Source organism: Pseudodesulfovibrio mercurii (genome assembly GCF_000189295.2).
Classification (GTDB): Bacteria; Desulfobacterota; Desulfovibrionia; order Desulfovibrionales; family Desulfovibrionaceae; genus Pseudodesulfovibrio; species Pseudodesulfovibrio mercurii.
Window position 1 is genome coordinate 320,519 of sequence record NC_016803.1, and the last position, 20,257, is coordinate 340,775.

General features: G+C 65.2%; 19 protein-coding genes. 12 read left to right on the forward strand and 7 right to left on the reverse strand.

Annotated elements, in window-relative coordinates; all coding sequences use genetic code 11:
• The first annotated feature begins 12 nt into the window (after positions 1-12).
• The 3 genes from DND132_RS01450 to dapB are packed head-to-tail and all read left to right on the forward strand — an operon-like array spanning position 13 to position 3,914.
• Positions 13-1,023, forward strand: a complete 1,011-nt coding sequence (locus tag DND132_RS01450; RefSeq protein ID WP_238528277.1) for a potassium channel family protein — start codon at positions 13-15, stop codon at positions 1,021-1,023.
• A 23-nt stretch (positions 1,024-1,046) separates the two neighbouring features.
• Positions 1,047-3,101: an NAD-dependent DNA ligase LigA gene (gene ligA, locus DND132_RS01455; RefSeq protein ID WP_014320927.1), complete on the forward strand. Its 2,055-nt coding sequence runs from the start codon at positions 1,047-1,049 to the stop codon at positions 3,099-3,101.
• A 33-nt stretch (positions 3,102-3,134) separates the two neighbouring features.
• The gene (gene dapB / locus DND132_RS01460) at positions 3,135-3,914 is read left to right on the forward strand and encodes a 4-hydroxy-tetrahydrodipicolinate reductase (protein ID WP_014320928.1); all 780 of its coding nucleotides are present in this window, start codon (positions 3,135-3,137) and stop codon (positions 3,912-3,914) included.
• Positions 3,915-4,319: 405 nt separating this feature from the next.
• On the opposite strand, the gene cls is transcribed toward dapB, so the two are convergent.
• Positions 4,320-5,777 carry a cardiolipin synthase gene (gene cls / locus DND132_RS01465; protein ID WP_014320929.1) on the reverse strand — a complete coding sequence of 486 codons (1,458 nt, stop codon included), beginning with the start codon at positions 5,775-5,777 and terminating at the stop codon, positions 4,320-4,322.
• A gap of 86 nt (positions 5,778-5,863) precedes the next feature.
• Between cls and DND132_RS01470 the strand changes: the two genes are divergently transcribed.
• Positions 5,864-7,213 carry an MATE family efflux transporter gene (locus DND132_RS01470; protein WP_014320930.1) on the forward strand — a complete coding sequence of 450 codons (1,350 nt, stop codon included), beginning with the start codon at positions 5,864-5,866 and terminating at the stop codon, positions 7,211-7,213.
• A gap of 71 nt (positions 7,214-7,284) precedes the next feature.
• Here the strand turns inward: DND132_RS01470 and DND132_RS01475 are convergent, their stop codons facing one another.
• Positions 7,285-7,662: an Hpt domain-containing protein gene (locus DND132_RS01475; RefSeq protein WP_238528284.1), complete on the reverse strand. Its 378-nt coding sequence runs from the start codon at positions 7,660-7,662 to the stop codon at positions 7,285-7,287.
• Between the two features lie 74 nt (positions 7,663-7,736).
• Complete coding sequence (locus tag DND132_RS01480) at positions 7,737-8,366, reverse strand: CPBP family intramembrane glutamic endopeptidase (protein WP_014320932.1); 630 nt, start codon at positions 8,364-8,366, stop codon at positions 7,737-7,739.
• Positions 8,367-8,622: 256 nt separating this feature from the next.
• Between DND132_RS01480 and DND132_RS01485 the strand changes: the two genes are divergently transcribed.
• Positions 8,623-9,378, forward strand: a complete 756-nt coding sequence (locus tag DND132_RS01485) for a substrate-binding periplasmic protein (protein WP_148266922.1) — start codon at positions 8,623-8,625, stop codon at positions 9,376-9,378.
• Between the two features lie 74 nt (positions 9,379-9,452).
• Here DND132_RS01485 and DND132_RS01490 read toward each other — a convergent pair whose 3' ends face one another.
• Positions 9,453-9,884 (reverse strand): ACT domain-containing protein, encoded by a 432-nt coding sequence (locus DND132_RS01490; protein ID WP_014320934.1) that lies wholly within the window; start codon positions 9,882-9,884, stop codon positions 9,453-9,455.
• A gap of 23 nt (positions 9,885-9,907) precedes the next feature.
• A complete protein-coding gene (locus DND132_RS01495) occupies positions 9,908-11,212 on the reverse strand; it encodes a phenylacetate--CoA ligase family protein (RefSeq protein WP_014320935.1) in 1,305 nt (434 codons plus the stop codon).
• 326 nt (positions 11,213-11,538) lie between these two features.
• Here DND132_RS01495 and DND132_RS01500 point away from each other — a divergent pair, with 326 nt between their 5' ends.
• The 6 genes from DND132_RS01500 to DND132_RS17485 all read left to right on the forward strand — a co-directional run bounded on the left by DND132_RS01500 (position 11,539) and on the right by DND132_RS17485 (position 16,804).
• The gene (locus tag DND132_RS01500) at positions 11,539-12,126 is read left to right on the forward strand and encodes a nitroreductase family protein (protein WP_014320936.1); all 588 of its coding nucleotides are present in this window, start codon (positions 11,539-11,541) and stop codon (positions 12,124-12,126) included.
• 31 nt (positions 12,127-12,157) lie between these two features.
• A complete protein-coding gene (gene rsfS / locus DND132_RS01505) occupies positions 12,158-12,532 on the forward strand; it encodes a ribosome silencing factor (RefSeq protein ID WP_014320937.1) in 375 nt (124 codons plus the stop codon).
• An 11-nt stretch (positions 12,533-12,543) separates the two neighbouring features.
• The gene (gene gpmI / locus DND132_RS01510; RefSeq protein WP_041915659.1) at positions 12,544-14,073 is read left to right on the forward strand and encodes a 2,3-bisphosphoglycerate-independent phosphoglycerate mutase; all 1,530 of its coding nucleotides are present in this window, start codon (positions 12,544-12,546) and stop codon (positions 14,071-14,073) included.
• A gap of 2 nt (positions 14,074-14,075) precedes the next feature.
• Complete coding sequence (locus tag DND132_RS01515) at positions 14,076-14,318, forward strand: hypothetical protein (RefSeq protein ID WP_014320939.1); 243 nt, start codon at positions 14,076-14,078, stop codon at positions 14,316-14,318.
• 384 nt (positions 14,319-14,702) lie between these two features.
• Positions 14,703-16,322, forward strand: coding sequence for a methyl-accepting chemotaxis protein (locus tag DND132_RS01520; RefSeq protein WP_238528291.1), 1,620 nt, complete (start codon positions 14,703-14,705; stop codon positions 16,320-16,322).
• 134 nt (positions 16,323-16,456) lie between these two features.
• Positions 16,457-16,804, forward strand: coding sequence for an OsmC family protein (locus tag DND132_RS17485; protein WP_050813936.1), 348 nt, complete (start codon positions 16,457-16,459; stop codon positions 16,802-16,804).
• 106 nt (positions 16,805-16,910) lie between these two features.
• Here the strand turns inward: DND132_RS17485 and DND132_RS01530 are convergent, their stop codons facing one another.
• Both DND132_RS01530 and DND132_RS01535 read right to left on the reverse strand, forming a co-directional pair.
• Positions 16,911-17,813: a DMT family transporter gene (locus tag DND132_RS01530; RefSeq protein WP_014320942.1), complete on the reverse strand. Its 903-nt coding sequence runs from the start codon at positions 17,811-17,813 to the stop codon at positions 16,911-16,913.
• Between the two features lie 5 nt (positions 17,814-17,818).
• Positions 17,819-18,475, reverse strand: a complete 657-nt coding sequence (locus DND132_RS01535) for an LOG family protein (RefSeq protein ID WP_190275305.1) — start codon at positions 18,473-18,475, stop codon at positions 17,819-17,821.
• 173 nt (positions 18,476-18,648) lie between these two features.
• Between DND132_RS01535 and DND132_RS01540 the strand changes: the two genes are divergently transcribed.
• Positions 18,649-20,256, forward strand: a complete 1,608-nt coding sequence (locus DND132_RS01540) for an MBL fold metallo-hydrolase RNA specificity domain-containing protein (RefSeq protein ID WP_014320944.1) — start codon at positions 18,649-18,651, stop codon at positions 20,254-20,256.
• Position 20,257: the final 1 nt, after the last annotated feature.

The following is a 20,257-nucleotide window of genomic DNA, read 5'->3' on the forward strand; positions in this document are numbered from 1 at the left end:
TTTCATCGGCGGATGTTGCGCTTGCACGCGCGGCTGGGCTCCTTGTGGAGCATCGTGCTCGGCGCGGTCTATCTCTGCGTGATCTTCCTGCTCGGCATCGGCTTCTACATGATCTACGAGCACTGGGACCTGGGCAGCGCCTTCTACATGGTGGTCATCACCCTCTCCACCGTGGGCTTCATGGAGGTCAACCAGCTCTCCCCGGAAGGGCGCGTCTTCACGGCCTTCCTGATCATGCTCGGCGTGGGCGGCTTCGTGTACATCGCGGGCGCCTTCGCCCAGGTGCTCATCGACGGGCGACTGCAAATTCTGTGGGGTAAGCATAAGATGATGAAGATGATCAGCAAGTTAAGGAACCATTTTATTGTCTGCGGCCACGGCCGCATCGGCAGCATCGTGGTCCAGGAGATCATGGCCGACGGCCACGACGTGGTGGTCATCGAGAATGATCGGGCCCTGATCGACAAGATGGAGCAGGACGGCATCCTGTGCATCGAGGGGGACGCCACCAGCGACGCCGTGCTCATGAGCGCCGGGCTGCCCTACGCCAAGTCCCTGATCTCGGCCGTGACCAGCGAGGCGGCCAACGTCTACGTCACCCTGACCGCCCGCCAGCTCAACCCGAAAATTTCCATCGTGGCCCGGGCCGGGGACAAGTCGCACATCTCCCGCCTGGAGCTGGCCGGGGCGGACCGGGTGGTCCTGCCGCATTTCATCGGCGGGCTGCGCATGGCCCAGAGCGTGCTCCGACCCACGGTGACCAACTTTCTCGAACTGGCCGTGCGCGGCAGCATCGACCTCCAGATGGAGGAACTCCCGGTGTCGGCCGAGTCCGAACTGGTGGGCAAGGACCTCATCGAATCCAAGATCAGGGCCAACTTCAACCTGATCATCATCGCCATCAAGAAGGAGTCCGGGGAGATGGTCTTCAACCCGGGCCCCAAGGAAGTCATCCAGGCCAACGACACCCTGCTGGCCGTGGGCAAGAAGACCAATCTGGCTGAACTCAGAGAAATTTTGTAATTATATCCAGGTAGAAAGAGTACATGGTTCCCGAAAGCGTCGCCGAGCGCGTGGCCGAGCTGCGCCAAAAAATCGATCATCACAACTACCGCTACTACGTCCTGGACGACCCCGAGATCTCGGACCAGGAGTTCGACGTCCTGTTCCGCGAGCTGGCCGCCCTGGAGGCCGAACACCCTGAGCTGGACGATCCCAACTCGCCGACCAGGCGGGTGGGCGGGGAACCCGCGTCGGGCTTCACCCCCTACGAGCACGCCCTGCGCCTGTACTCCCTGGACAACGCCATGGACCTGGACGCCTGGTACGCCTTCCACGAGCGCGTGGCCAAGGGCGTGGGCCGGGCCGACGTGGCCTACTGGGCCGACCCCAAGATGGACGGCCTGGCCCTGGAGGTCATCTACGAGAACGGGCGCTATGTGCGCGCCGCCACGCGCGGCGACGGCCTGGTGGGCGAGGACGTGACCGCCAACATGCGCACGGTCATGAACCTGCCCCTGTCCCTGCACGGGGACGACGTGCCCGAACTCCTGGAGGTGCGCGGCGAGGTGGTCATGGCCAACAGGGATTTCGCGGCCCTGAACGCGCGCCAGGAGGAGAAGGGCGAGAAGGTCTTCGCCAACCCGCGCAACGCCGCAGCCGGGACCATCCGCCAGCTCGATCCCAAGGTGGCCGCCTCGCGCCCCCTGCGCTTCATGGCCTACGGCGTGGGCCGGGTGGAGTGGCCGGGCCGCGCCTCGGACTGGGCCACCCAGCAGGCGCTCATGGAAGGGCTGCGCGACCTCGGTTTCGCCATCCCGCCCGACGTGAAATTGTGCGCCTCGGCCAAGGCGGTGGCCGACTATTTTCAGCAGCTGGGGGCCATCCGGGCCACGCTGCCCTTCGAGATCGACGGCATGGTCGCCAAGGTCAACGACCGCGAGATGCAGGAGGCGCTCGGCTACACCGCCCGCGCCCCGCGCTGGGCCCTGGCCCTCAAGTTCCCGGCCCATCAGACCAGGACCCGGCTCAACGCCATCCGCGTCCAGGTGGGGCGCACCGGCGTGCTCACCCCGGTGGCCGAGCTCGAACCCGTGGAGCTTGCCGGGGTGGTGGTCTCCAACGCCACCCTGCACAACAAGGGGTACATCGCCGAGCGCGACCTGCGCGTGGGCGACACCGTGCTCATCCAGCGGGCGGGCGACGTCATCCCCCAGGTCCTGTCCGCCGACCTCGAACAGCGGCCCGAGAACGCCGAGCCCTTCGTCTTCCCCATGGTCTGCCCGGTCTGCGAAAGCCCGGCCGTGGAGGACGGCGAGCGGGTGGTCTGCACCAACCCGGCCTGTCCGGCCAAGACCGTGCAGCGCCTCATCCACTTCGTGTCCAAGGCGGGCATGGACATGGAGGGCGTGGGCAAGCAGTGGGTCCGCAAGTTGGCCGAGGATGGGGTCCTGAACTCCGCCGCCGACCTCTTCACCCTGAAGAAGACCGACCTGCTCAAGTACGGCGGCATGGGCGACAAGTCCGCGGAAAACTTTCTCAAGGCCATTGAAAAGGCCAAAGCGGAGGCCCCGCTGTGGCGGCTCGTCGCCGGGCTCGGCATCCGCCATATCGGCGAGCAGGCCGCGCGCACCCTGGCCGCCCGGTTCAAGAATCTCGACGAACTCTTCGGGGCCACCTTGGACGACCTCACCGGGCTGGACGGCATCGGCGACGTCATGGCCGAGTCCGTCCTGGACTTCCGCGTGGACGCGGCCAACCGCGAGATGATCGACCGATTCCGCGAGCTCGGCGTCTGGCCCGAGGGCGGGGCCCCGGCCGAGGAGCCGTCCGACGAACTCCCCCTGGCGGGCAAGGTCTTCATCTTCACCGGCACCCTGCCCATCTCCCGCGACGAGGCCTGGGCCATGGTCGAGGCGCGCGGCGGCATCCCGGTCAAGTCCATCTCCAAGAAGGTGGACTACGTGGTGGCGGGCGAAAAGGCCGGGTCCAAGATCGCCAAGGCCGAGAAGCTGGGCCTGGAAGTCATTGACTTTGACGCCTTTAAGGCTTTACTCGAAGGCAAGACCGCGAAAAGGCAAAAGTCCCTGCTGGACTTTTAAGCATACGAACTTCTTACCCGAAGGAGCGTCTCTATGACCGTGGATATCGTCATCCTGGGGGCCAAGGGCCGCATGGGCACCATGCTGGTCAACCAGACCCTGGCCGACGAGGAACTGAACCTGGTGGGCGCGTGCGAGCGCAAGGGCAATGCCGACGGCCTGCACTACGAGGACTGTGAAATCTCCGATTGCCTCGAAGACCTGCTGCCCAAGGTGCCCGGCGCGGTGATTATCGACTTCACCGCCCCGGAAGCATCCGTGGCCATGGCCAAGACCGCCGCCAAATACGGCAACCCCGCGGTCATCGGCACCACCGGCCTGAACCCCGCCCAGCAGGCCGAACTGGCCGAGTCCGCCAGGAAAACCCCCATCTTCTGGGCCCCGAACATGTCCGTTGGCATCAACGTCCTGCTCAAGATCATGCCCCTGCTGGTCCAGGCCCTGGGCGAAAACTACGACATCGAGATCGTCGAGACCCATCACAAGATGAAAAAGGACTCGCCCAGCGGCACCGCCCTCAAGCTGGCCCAGGTCCTGGCCGAGGCGCGCGGCTGGAACTACGACGACGTCAAGAAGCACTGCCGCGACGGCATCATCGGCGAACGGCCCAAAAAGGAGATCGGCGTCCAGACCCTGCGCGGCGGCGACGTGGTCGGCGAACACACCATGTACTTCTTCGGACCCGGCGAACGCATCGAAGTCACCCACCGCGCCCATTCCCGCGAGACCTTCGCAGCAGGCGCCCTGCGCGCCGCCAAATGGCTCGCCGGCCAGAAGCCCGGCAAACTCTACAACATGGCCGATATCTTCTAGCCCCAACCTTACCGACGCTTCCGAGGGAGTCTCAAACGAGACTCCCTCTTTTTTTGTGCCGACGGACGAGTTGGGGATGCCTCCGGCGGCCCTCCGGGGGCCCCTTCGGGGGGACCAGAGAACCCTTTGGAAAGGGTTCTCTGGACTCTCCCAAACTTTTTGTGTGCCTTCGGCAGGGGCGTGCGGTCGCGGGAGGGTGGAGGGGCGGGGGAAAAGAGAAATTGGCGAGGCGGCGTGTCGGACTAGGGAAAAGAGGGTGATTTCTCGGGGTATTGCCATCCGCGCAGCGGCGACAAAAAGTTTAGGAGGGAGAAGGGGATGGGGGTCCGGGGGAAGGGGAAGAGGGAACTCTTTGAAAAGGGGTTCCCTCTTCCCCTTCCCCCGGCCGCCGGAGGCATCTTTCTCCTACAAAATGGGCGAGAGCAGGCGGGCGAAGCGGATGATGGTTTGGTGGAGGATATTTTTTTCGTCGTATTCGGTGAGGCCGGTTTCGACGCAGTGGTTGAAGTCGTTGAGGAACATGGTTTCGACGTCCTTGCAGAAGCCGGGTTCCTCGATGAGCATGGTGATTTCGAAGTTGAGGCGGAAGGAGCGGTTGTCGAGGTTGGCGGTACCGACCCCGGCCAGGACGTCGTCGGCCAGGAAGACCTTCTGGTGCAGGAAGCCGTCGTCGTAGCGGAAGACCCGGATGCCGGGGCAGTTCAGTTCCTTGAGACAGGCGAAACCGGCCAGGTAGACGAGCAGGTGGTCGGGCTTGCGCGGGAGCATGATGCGCACGTCCACGCCGCGCATGGAGGCCATTTGCAGGGCCTTCATGACCGAGGTGTCGGGCACGAAGTAGGGGCTGGCGATCCAGAACCGTTTCTTGGCCGAGGCGATGGCCTGGATGAACATGAGCGAGCAGTTCTCCAGGGGGTCCACCGGGCCGGTGGGCAGGGCCAGGACCTCTGCCGAGCCGCGTTTGGCGGGCATGGACAGGTCGAGTTCCGGGATTTCGCTGGTGGCCCAGTACCAGTCCTTGCCGAAGCAGACCTGGATGGGCAGCACGGCCGGGCCGGAGATCCGGGCGTGGGTGTCGCGCCAACCGCCGTAGCCGTTGTCCTTGTGGCCGAGGTATTCGGTGCCCACGTTGTGGCCGCCGATGAAGGCGGTGTGGCCGTCCACGACCACGATCTTGCGGTGGTTGCGGAAGTTGAGCTGGAAGCGGTTGCCCGGTCCGCGCGTGGTGTGGAAGGGGAAGGCCTCGATGCCCGCGGCGCGCAGGGTGTCCCAATAGGCGGCCGGGGTCTTGTAGCTGCCGAGCTCGTCGTACAGGAAGCGGATGTGGACCCCTTCGCGGGCCTTGCTTACGAGCAGTTCCCCGAATTCCCTGCCCAGGTCGTCGTCGTGGACGATGTAGAACTGGATGAGCACGTAGCGTTCGGCCCCTTCCACGGCGGCGAAGATGGCCTTGAAGGTGGCCGGGCCGTCGACCAGCAACTCCATGTCGTTGCCGCCCAGGAAGGGCGATTCGGCCAGGGTCTCGAAGACCGTGTGCGGGGAGTGGGGGAACAGGCGTTCGGACAGGGGCGTGACCCTGGGCACGTCGTGGTTCCTGCCGATGCGCCGCTGGAACTCGGCCCGGCCGGTGCGCATGGCGTCCACGTAGCCGTGGAATTTGGACCGGCCGAATATCCAGTAGAGCGGCAGGGAGATGATCGGGAAGGTGACCAGGGAGATGGCCCAGGCCACGGCCCCCTGCGGGGTGCGGGTTTCGCGCACGGCGATGACGGCCGTGACGATGCCCGTGATTTCCATGGCCGAGTAGAGCAGGCTGGCCAGGCCGAGCAGGAAGGACGTTTCCAGGGATTCCATAATCATCATTGCTAGCAAAATCCCTTGCAAAGGGAAAGCTTTGCTTGTCTTTGCCAGGGGGATGTGTTCTGGCTTTCCAGGCAGGAGAAGCAGCAGTGCAGGACAATCCGGCGGAAGCCGCGCGACATCCCTTTCTGGACAGGCCCAACCGGACGCTTATCCGCATGGCCGTGCCCGTGCTCTTTTCCCTGGTGGCCGAGCCGCTGACCGGGCTGGCGGACACGGCCTTCGTGGCCCGGCTGCCTGGCTCGGAGCCCGTGGCCGCGCTGGGCGTGGGCACCATGGCCTTTTCGGCCATCTTCTGGGCGTTCACCTTCCTCGGCATCGCCACCCAGACCGAGGTGGCGCACAGCGTGGGCCGGGGCGAGCCGGAACGCGCGGTCAAGGTTGTCTCCCTGGCCGGGCTCCTGGCCGCGGGCATCGGCCTGATCCTGCTGGCCGGGTCCATCTGGTTCCTGCCGCCCATCGCGGCCGTGTTCGGGGCCGAGGGGCTGGTCAACGACCTGGCCTGCGACTACATGTTCTACCGGCTGCTCGGCGCGCCCGCCGTGCTGGTCACCCTGGCCTGTTTCGGCGGCCTGCGCGGGGCCCAGGACATGCGCACGCCGCTCTACGTGGCCGTGGGCATCAACCTGGTCAACGTGGTCCTGGACTGGCTGCTCATCTTCGGGCACGGCTCGTTTCCGCCCATGGGCGTGGCCGGTGCGGCCATCGCCAGCACCATCAGCCAATGGATCGGGGCGTTCTGGTGCCTGATCGCGGTCCATCGCACCCTGGGGCTGACCTGGCGCATGCGCGGCGCGGGCCTGGCCCGGCTCATGCGCGTGGGCGGGGATCTGTTCCTGCGCACCGGGGCGGTGCTGGTCTTCCTGGCCCTGTGCACGCGGGTGGCCAACCGGTTCGGCGCGGACCAGGGCGCGGCCTTCCAGGCCATTCGGCAGTTTTTCCTCTTTTCGGCCCTGTTCCTCGACGCCTTCGCCATCACCGGCCAGAGCCTGGTGGGCTATTTCCTGGGCGCGGGCGACCGCGAGCGGGCCCGCAGGGTGGCCAAGCTGGTCTGCTGGTGGAGTTTCGGCACGGGCGTGGCCCTGTGCCTGGTCATGCTGCTCTGCACGGACCTGGTGGCCTGGCTGCTGGTGCCGCCCGCGGCCTACGCGGTGTTCGGGCCGGGCTGGATCGTGGTCTCCCTGTCCCAGCCCATCGGCTCCCTGTCCTTTGCCACGGACGGCATCCACTGGGGCACCGGCGACTTCGCCTACCTGCGCAACAGCATGCTGGCGGCCTCGGCCGTGGGCGGGGCGTGTGTCCTGGCCGTGGAGACGGTCCGGCCGGAGCACGTCCTGGTCTACATCTGGCTGGCCTCGGCCCTGTGGACCTTCATCCGGGCGGGCTTCGGCCTGGCGCGCATCTGGCCCGGCGTGGGCAACGCCCCGCTCAAGGGGTAGTCCGGGCGCGGGCACGAAAAAAGGCCCGCCGGTCACGCCGACGGGCCCGGAAAATCCGCGCTCGGGCCGGTTCAGTGCTCGGCCAGATAGTTGAACATGAATTCGTAGGCGTGACGCATCTCCTCTTCAAGGTGGTCCATGAGGGCCAGGGCCGAGTGCAGGTCGCCCGCCCTGCAGGCGTTTTCGAGCTGGAGACAGCAGTCGCGCACCCGTTCCACGCCGATGGTGGCCGCCCCGCCCTTGAGGGAGTGGGCCAGGTGGCGAAGCTTTTCCACGTCCCCGGAGGTCAGGGCGTCCCTGATGTTCTGGATTCTCTTGGGCTCCTGGGAGATGAACACGGTGAACATCCGTTTCATGAACGGACGCCGATCCGCCATGGATTCCAGGAATTTGCTGTCCACTATTTCCTTTTCCACCGTATCTACCGCCTTTGGGGAAATACCGATCATGCGATCGGATTCTCTCCCTATACTGCGGCGGGTCGCTTTCGGCAACTGGTTTGCGAAGAAAGTGGGGTCGTCGATCAGCCGGGATTGTAGAAGAATCGGCCGAGCCCCACGGTGAAGACGATGCAGCCGTAGGCCGCGTGTTCCAGGGAGGCGAGGAGGAGTGACCCGGTCCTGCGGTAGATCCGGGCGAAGATGAAGCCCGCCGGGAGGGTCAAGACCACGGCCACCCAGTTGCCGAAGACCACGTGCAGGAAGGAGAAGGTCAGCGCGCTGGCCCAGGTGCGGGCGGATTCGGATTTCAGGATGGGGGCGTAGCGCCGGAAGAGGAAGGCCCGGTACACGGCCTCCTGGGGGAAGGCGGACAGGAGCGGGTAGAGGGCCATGACGGTCAGCCACAGGAGCGGCCGGGTGCGGGGGAACTCAAAGAGCCCGTCCGGGATGAAAATGAGCATGATGGCCACGGAAAGCAGGGCCACGGCCAGGGTGCGGAGGGCGATGGCCCGCAAATTGCGTGTATTTTCACCCAAAAAAACGAAAAAATCCGTTTTTCGAAGGAATCCGTTCCTGTCGAGATAGAGGAGGCAGGCGGCCGCGATGGTCAGGAGCAGGGGGATTTTGGGCACGGGCAGCCAGCCCAGGGCGTGGAGCAGCGGGGTCAGGCCGAACAGGGCCAGGAATTCGATCCACAGGAACGGGCCGGGCATTAGACGTATATACGCACGGTTGCCGGGCCGATCCAGCCCGCCGGGTCATTGTCATGAAAATGCCGCATTCCTCCGATGACGGGGTTGTCCACAGATCTGTTTGCGGGATGTTCCTTATCTGGTCAACCTGTGGAAAAAATGTGGAAAGTCGTCAAATCCTCCGCAGTCCCGGTTTCTTCGTGCATTTCTTTCGGATAATAATTTTCGTGTGTAGTTAGGGCCGAGGGTATCGGCGAGGGAGGTTCGGTTGATTTCAGTGTTCCATAGGCGTCCCCTGTCCGTGGTCGTATGGATGCTCCTGGCCTGTGCGTGCCAGATGCATCCGGCCGTGGCCGGGGACGCCGTCACCTTCGCCCTGTTCACCAGGGGGTGGCCGCCCTTCGAGATGGTCGTGGACGGCGAACCCGAGGGAGCGGCCCTGGATATCTTCCGGGCCTCCATGCCCGACGGCGTCGGGACCTCCGTCAAGTTGATCCCGGCCTCGCGCAGCATGCTCCGGACGCCGGGGGACGATATCTACACCCGGCTGGAGTGCCGGGAATGGATCGACGACGCCGACAACTACCTGTGGAGCGGACCGGTGCTGACCCTGCGGACCGTGCTCCTGTCAAGGCGCAACCGGCCCGTGGAATACACGGACGCGTCGAGTCTGCACGGTCTGACCATCGGCTGCATCAAGAGCTACAGCTATCCCGAGGTGGAACCGTTGTTCAGGAGCGGCAAGGCCTACCGCTACGACGTGAACAGCGACGTGGTCCTGCTGCGCATGCTCAAGGCGGGCCGGGTGGACGCGGCCCTGTTCGACCAGTACACGGTGCGCTGGATCATCCGCAAATCGTCGGAACTGTCCATGGCCGACTTCCATGTGGCGGCCCGGCCCCTGGGCAGCGCGGAGCTGCGTTTCGTCTTCAACCGCCATCCCGGCTGGGAGGCGCGTCTGCCCGAGATCGACGCGCGCATCCGGACCAACCGGGAGGACGGCGTGTACGAGCGTATCATGGACCGCTACTGATCGTCGGCGCTGGTCGGAAAAAAAGGGTGGAGGCCGGAGCCTTCACCCTTTTTTTTCGCATGCTTGCGGGCGCGCTACATGGTGTAGAGCTTGTCCCCGGGGATGATGTTGATGTTGTTCTTTTTGAGCAGCTCGATGCCCTGGTCCGTGCGGTCGAAGCGGAAGATGAGGACCGCCGAGTCGCCGGACTGCTGGACGAAGGCGTACATGTACTCCACGTTGATGCCCGCCTCCTGGAGCATGCTCAGGATGGTGTGCAGGCCGCCGGGCTGGTCGTTGACCTCCACGGCCACCACCGAGGTGCGGCCCACGGTGAAGCCCGCTTCCTTCAGCTTGGTCTTGGCCTTTTCGAAGTCGGACACGATCAGGCGCAGGATGCCGAAGTCCGAGGTGTCGGCCAGGGACAGGGCGCGGATGTTCACCCCGGCCTCGGACAGGATGCGGGTGACTTCGGCCAGGCGTCCGGCCCGGTTTTCCAGAAATATGGAGAGTTGATCGACTTTCATGGTATTCTCCTTGGCTTGGGGGACTAGTCCTTCTGACGGTTGTCGATGATGCGCTTGGCCTTGCCCAGGGACCGTTCGATGGACTTGGGCTCGACCAGTTTGACCTTGGCGGTGACGCCCAGGAATTCCTTAATGTTCTTCATTACCTTTGATTCCACACGCTGTAAACTCTTGATCTCGTCCGAGAACAGGGACTCGTTGACTTCCACCCGGACCTCCAGGGTGTCGAGGTTGCCCTGGCGTTCGACGATGAGCTGGTAGTGCGGGGTCAGCCCCTCGGTGTCGATGAGGATGGACTCGATCTGGGACGGGAACACGTTGACGCCCCGGATGATGAGCATGTCGTCGGACCGGCCGGTGACGCGCTTCATGCGCACGGTGGTGCGGCCGCACTTGCACGGCGTGTAGTTCAGGGTGGTCAGGTCGCGGGTGCGGTAGCGGATGAGCGGGATGCCTTCCTTGGTCAGGGTGGTGAAGACCAGCTCGCCTTCCTCGCCCGGGCCCACGGGTTCGCCGCTGACCGGGTCGATGGTCTCGGCCAGGAAGTGGTCCTCCTGGATGTGCAGGCCGTCCTGGGCGGCGGCGCACTCGATGGCCACGCCGGGGCCCATGACCTCGGACAGGCCGTAGATGTCGATGGCCGTGATGCCGAGCTTCTTCTCGATATCCGCGCGCATCTCGTTGGTCCAGGGCTCGGCCCCGAAGATGCCGATGCGCAGGGGCAGATCGCGGATGTCGATGCCCATCTCCAGGCCGGTCTCGGCCAGGAACAGGGCGTAGGACGGGGTGCAGCAGATGACGTCCGGGGCGAAGTCCTTGAGCAGGGTGACCTGCCTGCGGGTGGAGCCGCCGGACACGGGCACCACGGTGGCGCCCAGGGCCTCGGCCCCGTAGTGCGCGCCCAGGCCGCCCGTGAACAGGCCGTAGCCGTAGGCGTTGTGCACGGTGTCCGCGGCGGACGCGCCGGCGGCCATCATGCACCGGGCCACGAGTTCGCCCCAGTTCTCGATGTCGCGCTTGGTGTAGCCGACCACGGTGGCCGTGCCCGTGGTTCCGGAGGAGGAGTGAATGCGGACGATCTGGTCCTTGGGCACGGCGAACATGCCGAAGGGATACTGGTCGCGGAGGTCCTGCTTGACCGTGAACGGCAGCAGGGTGATGTCCTTCAGGCTCTTGATGTCCTGGGGCTTGACGCCCTTTTCGTCAAATTTTTTCTTGTAGAACGGGACGTTGGCATAAACCCGTTCGCACAGGGATTTGAGCCTGCGCAGCTGGAGCGCTTCCATTTCCTCCCTGGGCAGGGTCTCGTTCTTCACGTCGTAGATCATCCCTTCATCCTCCTTGGGCGGCCTGTTATCGGCCATGGTGTGCATATGAAAAAACCACGGGTCTTCGAGAGCCCGTGGTCCGCTTGAGCGCCATCCCTGCGCCGTTCCATAAGCCACGAGCCTCCTACAAGGAGCCCGTAAACCAGAAAAAGCGCGCAAATAGGAATTGTTGCATAGACCGAACAGTGCCCCATGTCGTGTGTAGCGTCAAGGGGTTTGTGGGCCGGGGGCGGTCCGCGCGTCCTTGTTCTTCGGGCCGCCGCTGTTGCGGACCGGTCCAAAGTGCATTACACAATCGGTGGTTAACCTTCCACATCGGAGTGACTATGACATTCAGGGAATTGATGGAGCGCAACCGGTCGCGGCGCAAGTTCGACGAATCCCGGCCGGTGAGCGCGGAAGAGCTGGCGGATCTGGTGGACCTGGTCCGGTTCATGCCCTCGGGCAGGAACCTGCAACCGCTCAAGTACGTCGTCACCGCCGATCCGGCGCAGTGCGCGGCGATCTTCCCGCTCCTGGGCTGGGCGGGGTATCTCAAGGACTGGAAGGGCCCGGCCGAGGGCGAGCGGCCCACCGGGTACGTGATCATGCTGCTGGACAGGGAACTGGCGGACTCGCCGGGCTGCGACCACGGCATCGCCTGCCAGAGCATCATGCTCGGGGCCGTGGAGAAGGGCTTCGGCGGCTGCATCATCGCCACGATCAACCGCGCCAAGCTGGCCGAGATCTTCGACCTGCCGGACCGCTACGAGATTCTCATGGTCCTGGCCCTGGGCGTCCCGGCCCAGGAAGTGGTCGTGGAACCGCTTCCCTCGGACGGCAGTATCAAGTATTGGACCGGCGAGGACGGGAAGCACCATGTGCCCAAGCGCGGGCTCGACGAGCTCCTGGTGGGCCGGTTCCCCAGGGACTGACGCCGTTTGACGGCCAACACAAGGACAGACATTGCTGAATAAAGAAAAGAAATTCGCGGACATGACGAGCCTGGAAAAGGCACGCAACGTGGCCGGATGGCTCGACGACAAGCAGGGCGAGCGGATCACCGTCATCAACGTATCGGGCCTGAGTTCGGTCACGGACATGATCGTGGTGGTTTCGGCGCGCGGCGTGAAGCACGCCCAGGCCCTGGCCACCCACATCCTGGACAAGGCCGCCGAGAACAACCTGGAATTCCTGAGCATGGAAGGACACAAGACCGGGGAGTGGGTCCTGGTGGACCTGAACGACGTCCTGGTCCACGTGTTCCTGGACGAGCTCAGGGAGTTCTATAACATCGAAGGCATGTGGGCCGAGGCTCCCCGCGTGGAGCTTGAGGCCTGATGGATCGAGACATGGCCGAACCCAAGAAGACTCTGCTGCTGATACTGGACGGCTGGGGCATCGCCCCGGAGGGCGCGGGCAACTGCGTGCGCAACGCCGCCACCCCGAACCTGGACCGGCTCCTGGCCGACTATCCCTCCACCCGCCTGACCTGCTCGGGTCGCGCCGTGGGGCTGCCCGACGGCTTCATGGGCAACTCCGAGGTGGGCCACATGAACATCGGCGGCGGGCGCGTCATCTATCAGGACATGACCCGCATCGACATGGCCATCGAGGACGGCTCCTTCTTCCGAAATCCCGCCCTCGGGAAGCTCATGGACAAGACGAAAGCGGGCTCCGGGCGGCTGCACCTCATGGGGCTGCTCTCGGACGGCGGGGTGCACTCGCACATGCGCCACCTCTTCGCCCTGCTGGACATGGCCAAGGCCGAGGACGTGCCCGAGGTCTTCATCCATCTCTTCATGGACGGCCGCGACACGGCCCAGAAGGGCGGGCTCGCCTACCTGCGCACCCTGCAGGCCAAGCTCGCCGAACTCGGCCTGGGCACGGTGGCCACCCTGTCCGGCCGGTTCTGGGCCATGGACCGTGACAAGCGGTTCGAGCGCGTGGAAAAGGCCTATCGCGCCCTGGTGGACGGCCAGGGCGTCGTCATCAACGACCCGGTGGAGGCCATCGAGGCGCGCTACGCCGAGGGCGAGTTCGACGAGTTCGTCAAGCCGAGCGTGGTCGCCGGCGTGGACGGGCGCATCAGGGACAACGACGGCCTGTTCTTCTTCAACTTCCGCGCGGACCGCGCCCGTGAGATCAGCCGGGCCATCTTCGACAAGGATTTCAACGAATTCGCGCGGCCGCACGTGCCCGCCCTGGCGGACTTCGCGACCATGACCCGGTACGAGTCCACCTTCCCCATGGACACGGCCTTTCCGCCCGAGGACTACGCGGGCACCCTGGGCGAGTTCGCCTCATCCCGGCACATGAAGCAGCTGCGCATCGCCGAGACCGAGAAATACGCCCACGTGACCTACTTCCTCAACTGCGGGCGCGAGGAGCCGTTCCCCGGCGAGGACCGGATCATGATCCCGTCCCCGCGCGAGGTGGCCACCTACGACCTCAAGCCGCAGATGAGCGCCGACGAGGTCGCCGACACCCTGATCGCCAAGTGGGCCGGGTACGACCTGTGCGTCTGCAACCTGGCCAACCTGGACATGGTCGGGCACACCGGCATCATGGCGGCCGCCGAAAAGGCGTGCGTGGCCGTGGACGGCTGCGTGGGCCGCATCGTGGACGCGGTGCTGCAGGGCGGTGGCCGGGTGCTCATGACCGCCGACCACGGCAACGCCGAACAGATGCTCGACGCGAGCGGCGCGCCGCACACGGCCCACTCCACCAATCCGGTGCCCCTGGTGCTCATCGAGAAGGGCCGCGAAAACGCGGTCCTCGACGAGGGCATCCTCGGCGACATCGCCCCGACCATCATCGGATTGTGGGGCATGGAGCCGCCCGCCGGAATGACCGGCAAGAACCTGGTACGCGAGGGATAACCATGGCCGAAAGCAAGAAACCACTGACCCCGGTCAAGCCCGCGGCCATGGAGATGATCTTCCTCTATCCCTGCCCGCACTGCGGCCGGGAAGTCCCGCTCATCGCGCCGTCACGGCCCGCCATGGCCCAGTGCGACGCCTGCCGCGAGAACTTCCCCATCGTGCCCGTGGACGACAGGACCATCCGCTACCTCAAGCTCATCCTGGCCGGTGGCAAGGCGGGCATCGACCCCGACTTCCTCTGATCCCCGGACTCTCCGACGAGATGGACCGGCCGGGCGCGTTGCGTCCGACCGGTCCTTTCTTTTGGATGAATCCTTTCGGAAATCAGGAGAGGAAGGCCGTTGCGCGGCGATGGGCGGGTGATTTGATTCACTTGTCCCGTGGCTCGCACCCCGGCACCCGTCTGGCGCCTGCGGCGCGATTGTATAATGTCCTTTGTGGTCGGGAATCGGGGTGATTTGTGGCCCGGCATTTGCTTGGCCTTCCCGTTGGTTCAGTACAATCCATTTGGGGGAAAAAGGGGAAGGATGCAGAAAAAGGGTATGCATTTAGCAGCGTTGGCGGTTCCCGCAACGGTCTTCGGTCTGTTGGCCGGGGTCGGTCCGGCCTGGGGTTCGGATGGCGAGGTGACAATTCTGTCAGGATTTTTCGGGGATTCGCCCTGGGGATGGGTGTCCCTCATCGGGGCTCTGGTCGTCGTCGGAGGTCTGTGCTCCCTGGTGACGGCCAGGGTGATCCGCAATAAATATGGTGTGTTGGAGCAGATTTCCGGACGCATCGCCGAGGGCGTGCGGGCCATGGACCTGCCCGAGGGCAAGGATGACAATTTTGGCAGGATGGCCGGTCATCTGCAAAAGATCGTAAAGTACCTCGCCGAGTTGGAGGCGCGGGCCGAAAAGAGCGAAAATGTAGCCCGCGAGGCCGAGGCCCGCGTGAAGGAGGCCCTGGCCCAGGCCGCGCAGGCGCGCAGGCTGGGCGAGGCCGCCCGGTGCGAGGGGCTGTTGTCCGCCGCCGGGACCCTGGAGGCCTCCGTGCAGGCCATCCGGGAGCATTCGGACACCCTGGGCGTGGCCTCGGGCAAGGCCAGGGACGGCGCGGCCGAGCAACTGCGGCTCATGGCCGAGGCCGCCTCGGCCATGGAGGAGATGAACGCGGCCGTGAGCGAGACCGCGGCCGGAGCCGGGGCCGCCGCCTCGGACGCGGACACGGTCATGGAGCGGGCCGAATCCGGCTCCGAGATCGTCTCCCGGACCATCGACTCCATCGGCGCGGTCTCGCACAACTCCCAGTCCCTGGTGGAGTCCGTGGCCGGACTCGGTTCCCAGGCCAAGGGCGTCGGCGCGATCATGGGCGTTATTTCCGACATCGCGGATCAGACCAACCTGCTGGCCCTGAACGCGGCCATCGAGGCGGCCAGGGCGGGCGACGCCGGGCGCGGCTTCGCTGTGGTCGCCGACGAGGTGCGCAAGCTGGCCGAGAAGACCATGGACGCCACCCGCGACGTGGGCGTGGCCATCGAGGGCATCCAGGCCCAGGTGGCCCGGACCATCGACGGGGTCAAGTCCATGGCCGGGCTGGCCGACGAGGCCGCCGGGCTGGCCCGCGAGTCCGGGGCCGCCCTGGAGGAGATCGTCTCCCGCTCCGGGACCAGCGCCGAACGCATCGGGGCCATCGCCGCCGCATCCTCCCAGCAGTCGGTGGCCAGCGAGGAGGTCACCCGGACCATCTCCGAGGTGCACGCCATCTCCTCGGACACGGACCGGGGCATGGTCGAGGCGGCCCAGGCCGTGGACGAACTGACCCGGCGCGTGGAGGAGCTGGCCGTCATGACCGGCGTGTTCCGCCTGGTGGGCAGCGGCCGGGTTCAGGAGATCATCGGGGCCATGGCCGGGTCCGAGGCGGTCCGTTCCGGGCGGCGCGAACGGCTGGAGCAGGCCATGCGCGAGGCCCTCAGGAAGAACGAATTCCTGGAGCTCATGTACGTCACCGACGCGCACGGCAGGCAGACGGTCAGCAACATCGGCGGCAAGGTCTCCGGCTTTGCCGAGGACCCGTCGGCCTTCGGCACGGACTGGAACGACCGGCCCTGGTACCGGGGCGTGGCCGAGACCCGCACCTTCCAGATCTCCGACGTGTACACCTCCTCGGCCTCGGGCCGGGAGTGCATCACCGTGTCCGGCCCCTTCTTCGGCGCGGGCGGGGAACTGCTCGGCGTCATCGCCGCCGACGTGAGCGTCTCCGCCTAGTTCGCGGACCGCAAGGCGCATTGCAAAAAGGGCGGAACTGTGGTCTGCATACCGGCGTATTCATGGTTTCGTTCAACGGATCGCAACAGCGAGGTAGCCTCATGATCACAACGAAAAGCAAAGATACCGATTACTTGACCGAATTCACCGACGGCGTGCACGTGGCCGCGTGCGACGCCCCGTCGCGTCACGGCGGGCAGGACGCCGGGTTCACGCCCTTTTCCCTGCTGGAGGCGTCCCTGGCCGGGTGCATGAACATCACCCTGCGCGTGTTCGCCCGGACCCACGACATCGACCTGGAGTTCGTGGAGACCACGGTGACCCTCAAACCGGGCGAGGGCGGCTATACCTTCGAGTACAGCATCAAGCTGCCCGAGGGGCTGAGCGACAAGGACAGGAAACGGCTGATCGCGGCCCGCAAGGGGTGCCCCATCCACGGCCTGCTCGGCCAGCCCCTGTCCTTCGAGCTGAAGGAAGAGTAATCCCGCGCACGGCCCCGCGCCCTGCGGGGCTACGGCCACAACGAACGGCATGCGGCGACGTCGCGTGCCGTTTGTCGTTTTTTTCGGGGCGGCGTCTCGCGCCGGATCAGGCGCGCTTTCGCGGCTTGTACTGCATCAATGCGTTGCCCGCGATGATGAAGGCCAGGCCGGCCACCGTGGCCGGATGGATGGTCTCGCCCACCAGGAAGTGGATGAAGACCAGGGAGAGGAAGGGGGACAGGAAGATCAGGTTGGCCACCCGGGCGGTGCCGCCGCCGTCGGGCCGGGCTGCGTACTTCATGGCCGTGAGCCACAGGGCGAAGGTGATGCCCATCTCGAACAGCCCGACGTAGGCCGAGGCTAGGAGCGGTCCGGCTGTCAGGGGCGGCAGCTCGGAGAAGAGCAGGGTGGCCGCCAGGATCAGGGGGAAGCCGGTCAGGAAGCTCAAAAGCAGTCCGGCCATTGGGTTGGCCTTGCTCCGGGTGTTGAAGATCCAGTAGAGCGCCCAGATGACCGTGCTGCCCAGGGCCAGTCCCACGCCGGGCAGGCTGGAGAAACGCATGGCGAGGAGGTCGCCGTGGGTGGAGATGACCACCACGCCGAGGTAGCTGAGGAGGATGGCTCCCAGGTCCTTGGGGGCCAGCTTCTGGCCGAGCAGGGGTACGGACAGCAGCGACAGGGTCACGGCCCAGGTATAGTTGATGGGCTGGGCCTCCTGGGCGGGCAGCAGGTCGTAGGCCTTGAACAGGATGGTGTAGTAGATGAACGGGTTGAGCGCGCCGAGCAGGGCGCAGCGCACGGTCTCCCGGCGGCCCATGCGGGTGATTTCGTTAAGCTTGCCCTGGGCCAGCAGGATGGCCGCAAGGGCCAGGATGGAGAAGAAGCAGGCGCAGAGCAGGAGCTGCAGGGGCGCGAGGTCGCGCAGGGCGATCTTGAAGGCCGAGGCCACGGTGGACCAGATGGACACCGTGGCCAGGCCGTAGAGCAGGGCTTTCTTGCTGTCGGTCACGCGGGCTAGACGATGACGTGCTTGCGGATGTAGCCGACCACCTCGTCCACGTCGTCGGTGACGATGAACAGGTCGAGGTCCTCGGCCTTGCAGAAGCCGTTGGGGACCATCTGGTTCTTGAACCAGTCGATGAGCCCGGCCCAGAACTCGGTGCCGAAGAGCACGATGGGGAACGGCTTGATGCGGTGGGTCTGGATGAGTACCAGCGCCTCGGACAGTTCGTCCAGGGTGCCGTAGCCGCCGGGCAGGGCCACGTAGGCCAGGGCGTACTTGATGAACATGAGCTTGCGGATGAAGAAGTAGCGGAACTCGCTCTTGATGTTCAGGAACTGGTTGCTCTTCTGCTCCATGGGCAGGTGGATGTGCAGGCCGATGGATTCGCCGTCGTTCTCGAAGGCGCCCTTGTTGCCCGCCTCCATGAGGCCGGGACCGCCGCCGGTGATGACCGAGAATCCGGCCTGGGACAAGGCCTTGGACAGCTGTTCGGTCTTCTGGTAGAGCGGTTCGCCCGGCTTGACCCGGGCCGAGCCGAACACGGACACGGCCGGGCCGATCTCGGACAGGTTCTCGAACCCGTCCACGATTTCGGACATGATCTTGAAGAGCCGCCAGGATTCGTGGATGGACAGGTCGTCGATGAGATATTGCTTGGATCGATGAATCATTGGTTCTCCTGTGCGCCCATGGCGGAGGTTGCCTGTGCACGGTTTATGGGGCATGTAGTCGTGGCGGCGGATGCAGTATTCCGCTGGATGCTTCACTACACTGATTTCGTTCCGTTCGGAAAGGGATTTTATTCCGGTTTCCGGGCGGGATGTCAACGCGAGGACAACGTATGAAAGTCACCTTCATGGGCGCGGCCCGCACCGTCACCGGCTCCTGTTACATCCTCGAATGCGGCGGCAAGCGGTTCGCCGTGGACTGCGGCATGCACCAGGGCAACCGTGAAATCGAGAAGCGCAACTGGAACATCGCCGCCTACGGCCCCAAGAAACTGGATTTCATCCTGATCACCCACGCGCACATGGACCACACCGGGCTTCTGCCCGCCCTGGTGGCCAAGGGGTACCATAACCCCATCTACTGCACCGCGCCCACCCGCGACCTGCTTGAGATCATGCTCCTCGACTCGGCCCACATCCAGGAGATGGAGACCGAGTGGGACAACCGCAAGCAGCGGCGGACCGGCGGCGACATGATCAAGCCGCTCTACACCATCGCCGACGCCGAACGGACCACGCCCCTGTTCGCGACCATCGACTACTCCAAGACCTTCGAGCCCGCGCCGGGCATCAAGGTGACCTACAAGGACGCCGGACACATCCTCGGTTCGGCCTTCATCGAGATCGAGTACGAGGAGGACGGCAAGCTGACCAAGACGGTCTTCTCCGGCGATCTGGGCAGGCCCGAGCAGCTCATCGTCAACGACCCCTCGGACATGGAGTGCGCGGACTACCTGTTCATGGAGTCCACCTACGGCAACCGCAACCACGTGGACGCCAAGGGCAGCCTGGAGGAGCTGGCCGAGGCCATCGCCTACAGCTACGGCAACGGCGAGAAGGTGGTCATCCCGGCCTTTGCCGTGGAGCGCTCCCAGCAGATCATCTACTCGCTGTTCCTGCTCAGGAAGCAGGGCAAGCTGCCCGCGGACATGCCGGTCTACCTGGACAGCCCGCTGGCCATCCGGGCCACGGAGATCTTCCGCAAGCATCCTGAATATTTCGATGAGGAAACCCAGAAGTACATCCGGGCCGGGGAAAACCCCCTGGACCTGCCCAACCTCCATTTCACCCAGACGCGGGAGCAGTCCCAGGCCATCAACGAGTCCAAGGGCCCGGCCATCATCATCTCGGCCAGCGGCATGGCCAACGCGGGCCGGATCAAGCACCACCTCCGGCACAACCTGTGGCGTCCGGGGGCCAGCGTGGTCTTCGTGGGCTGGCAGGGCGTGGGCACGCCGGGCCGCAAGATCGTCAACGGGGCCAAGAAGATCACCATCTTCGGCGAGGAGGTCCTGGTCAAGGCCAAGGTCTTCACCATCAACGGCTTCTCGGGTCACGCCGGGCGCGACGAGCTGCTCGACTGGCTCGGGACCATGCAGGGCAAGCCCATCAAGATCCTGCTGGTGCACGGCGAGGCCGAGGTCCAGAAGGAGTTCGCCAGGCTGATCGTGGAGCGGTTCGGCTTCGAGGTGCACATCCCGGAGTACATGGAGGTCCTGGAGCTTGAGCCGGGCAAGGAACTGGAGCCCGTGGTCGACATGGAGGTGGCCCGGCCGCACGTGGACTGGGAATTTCTGCTGGCCGACTCCGAGACCCTGTACCAGGAGCTGCGCAACCGCATCCGGGACGTGGAGAAGCGGCCCTGGGTGGACCAGGCCGAGCTGCGCGACAAGCTGCTTGACATCAATCGCAGCATCGTGGAGCTGGTCTCCGAGATGTAGC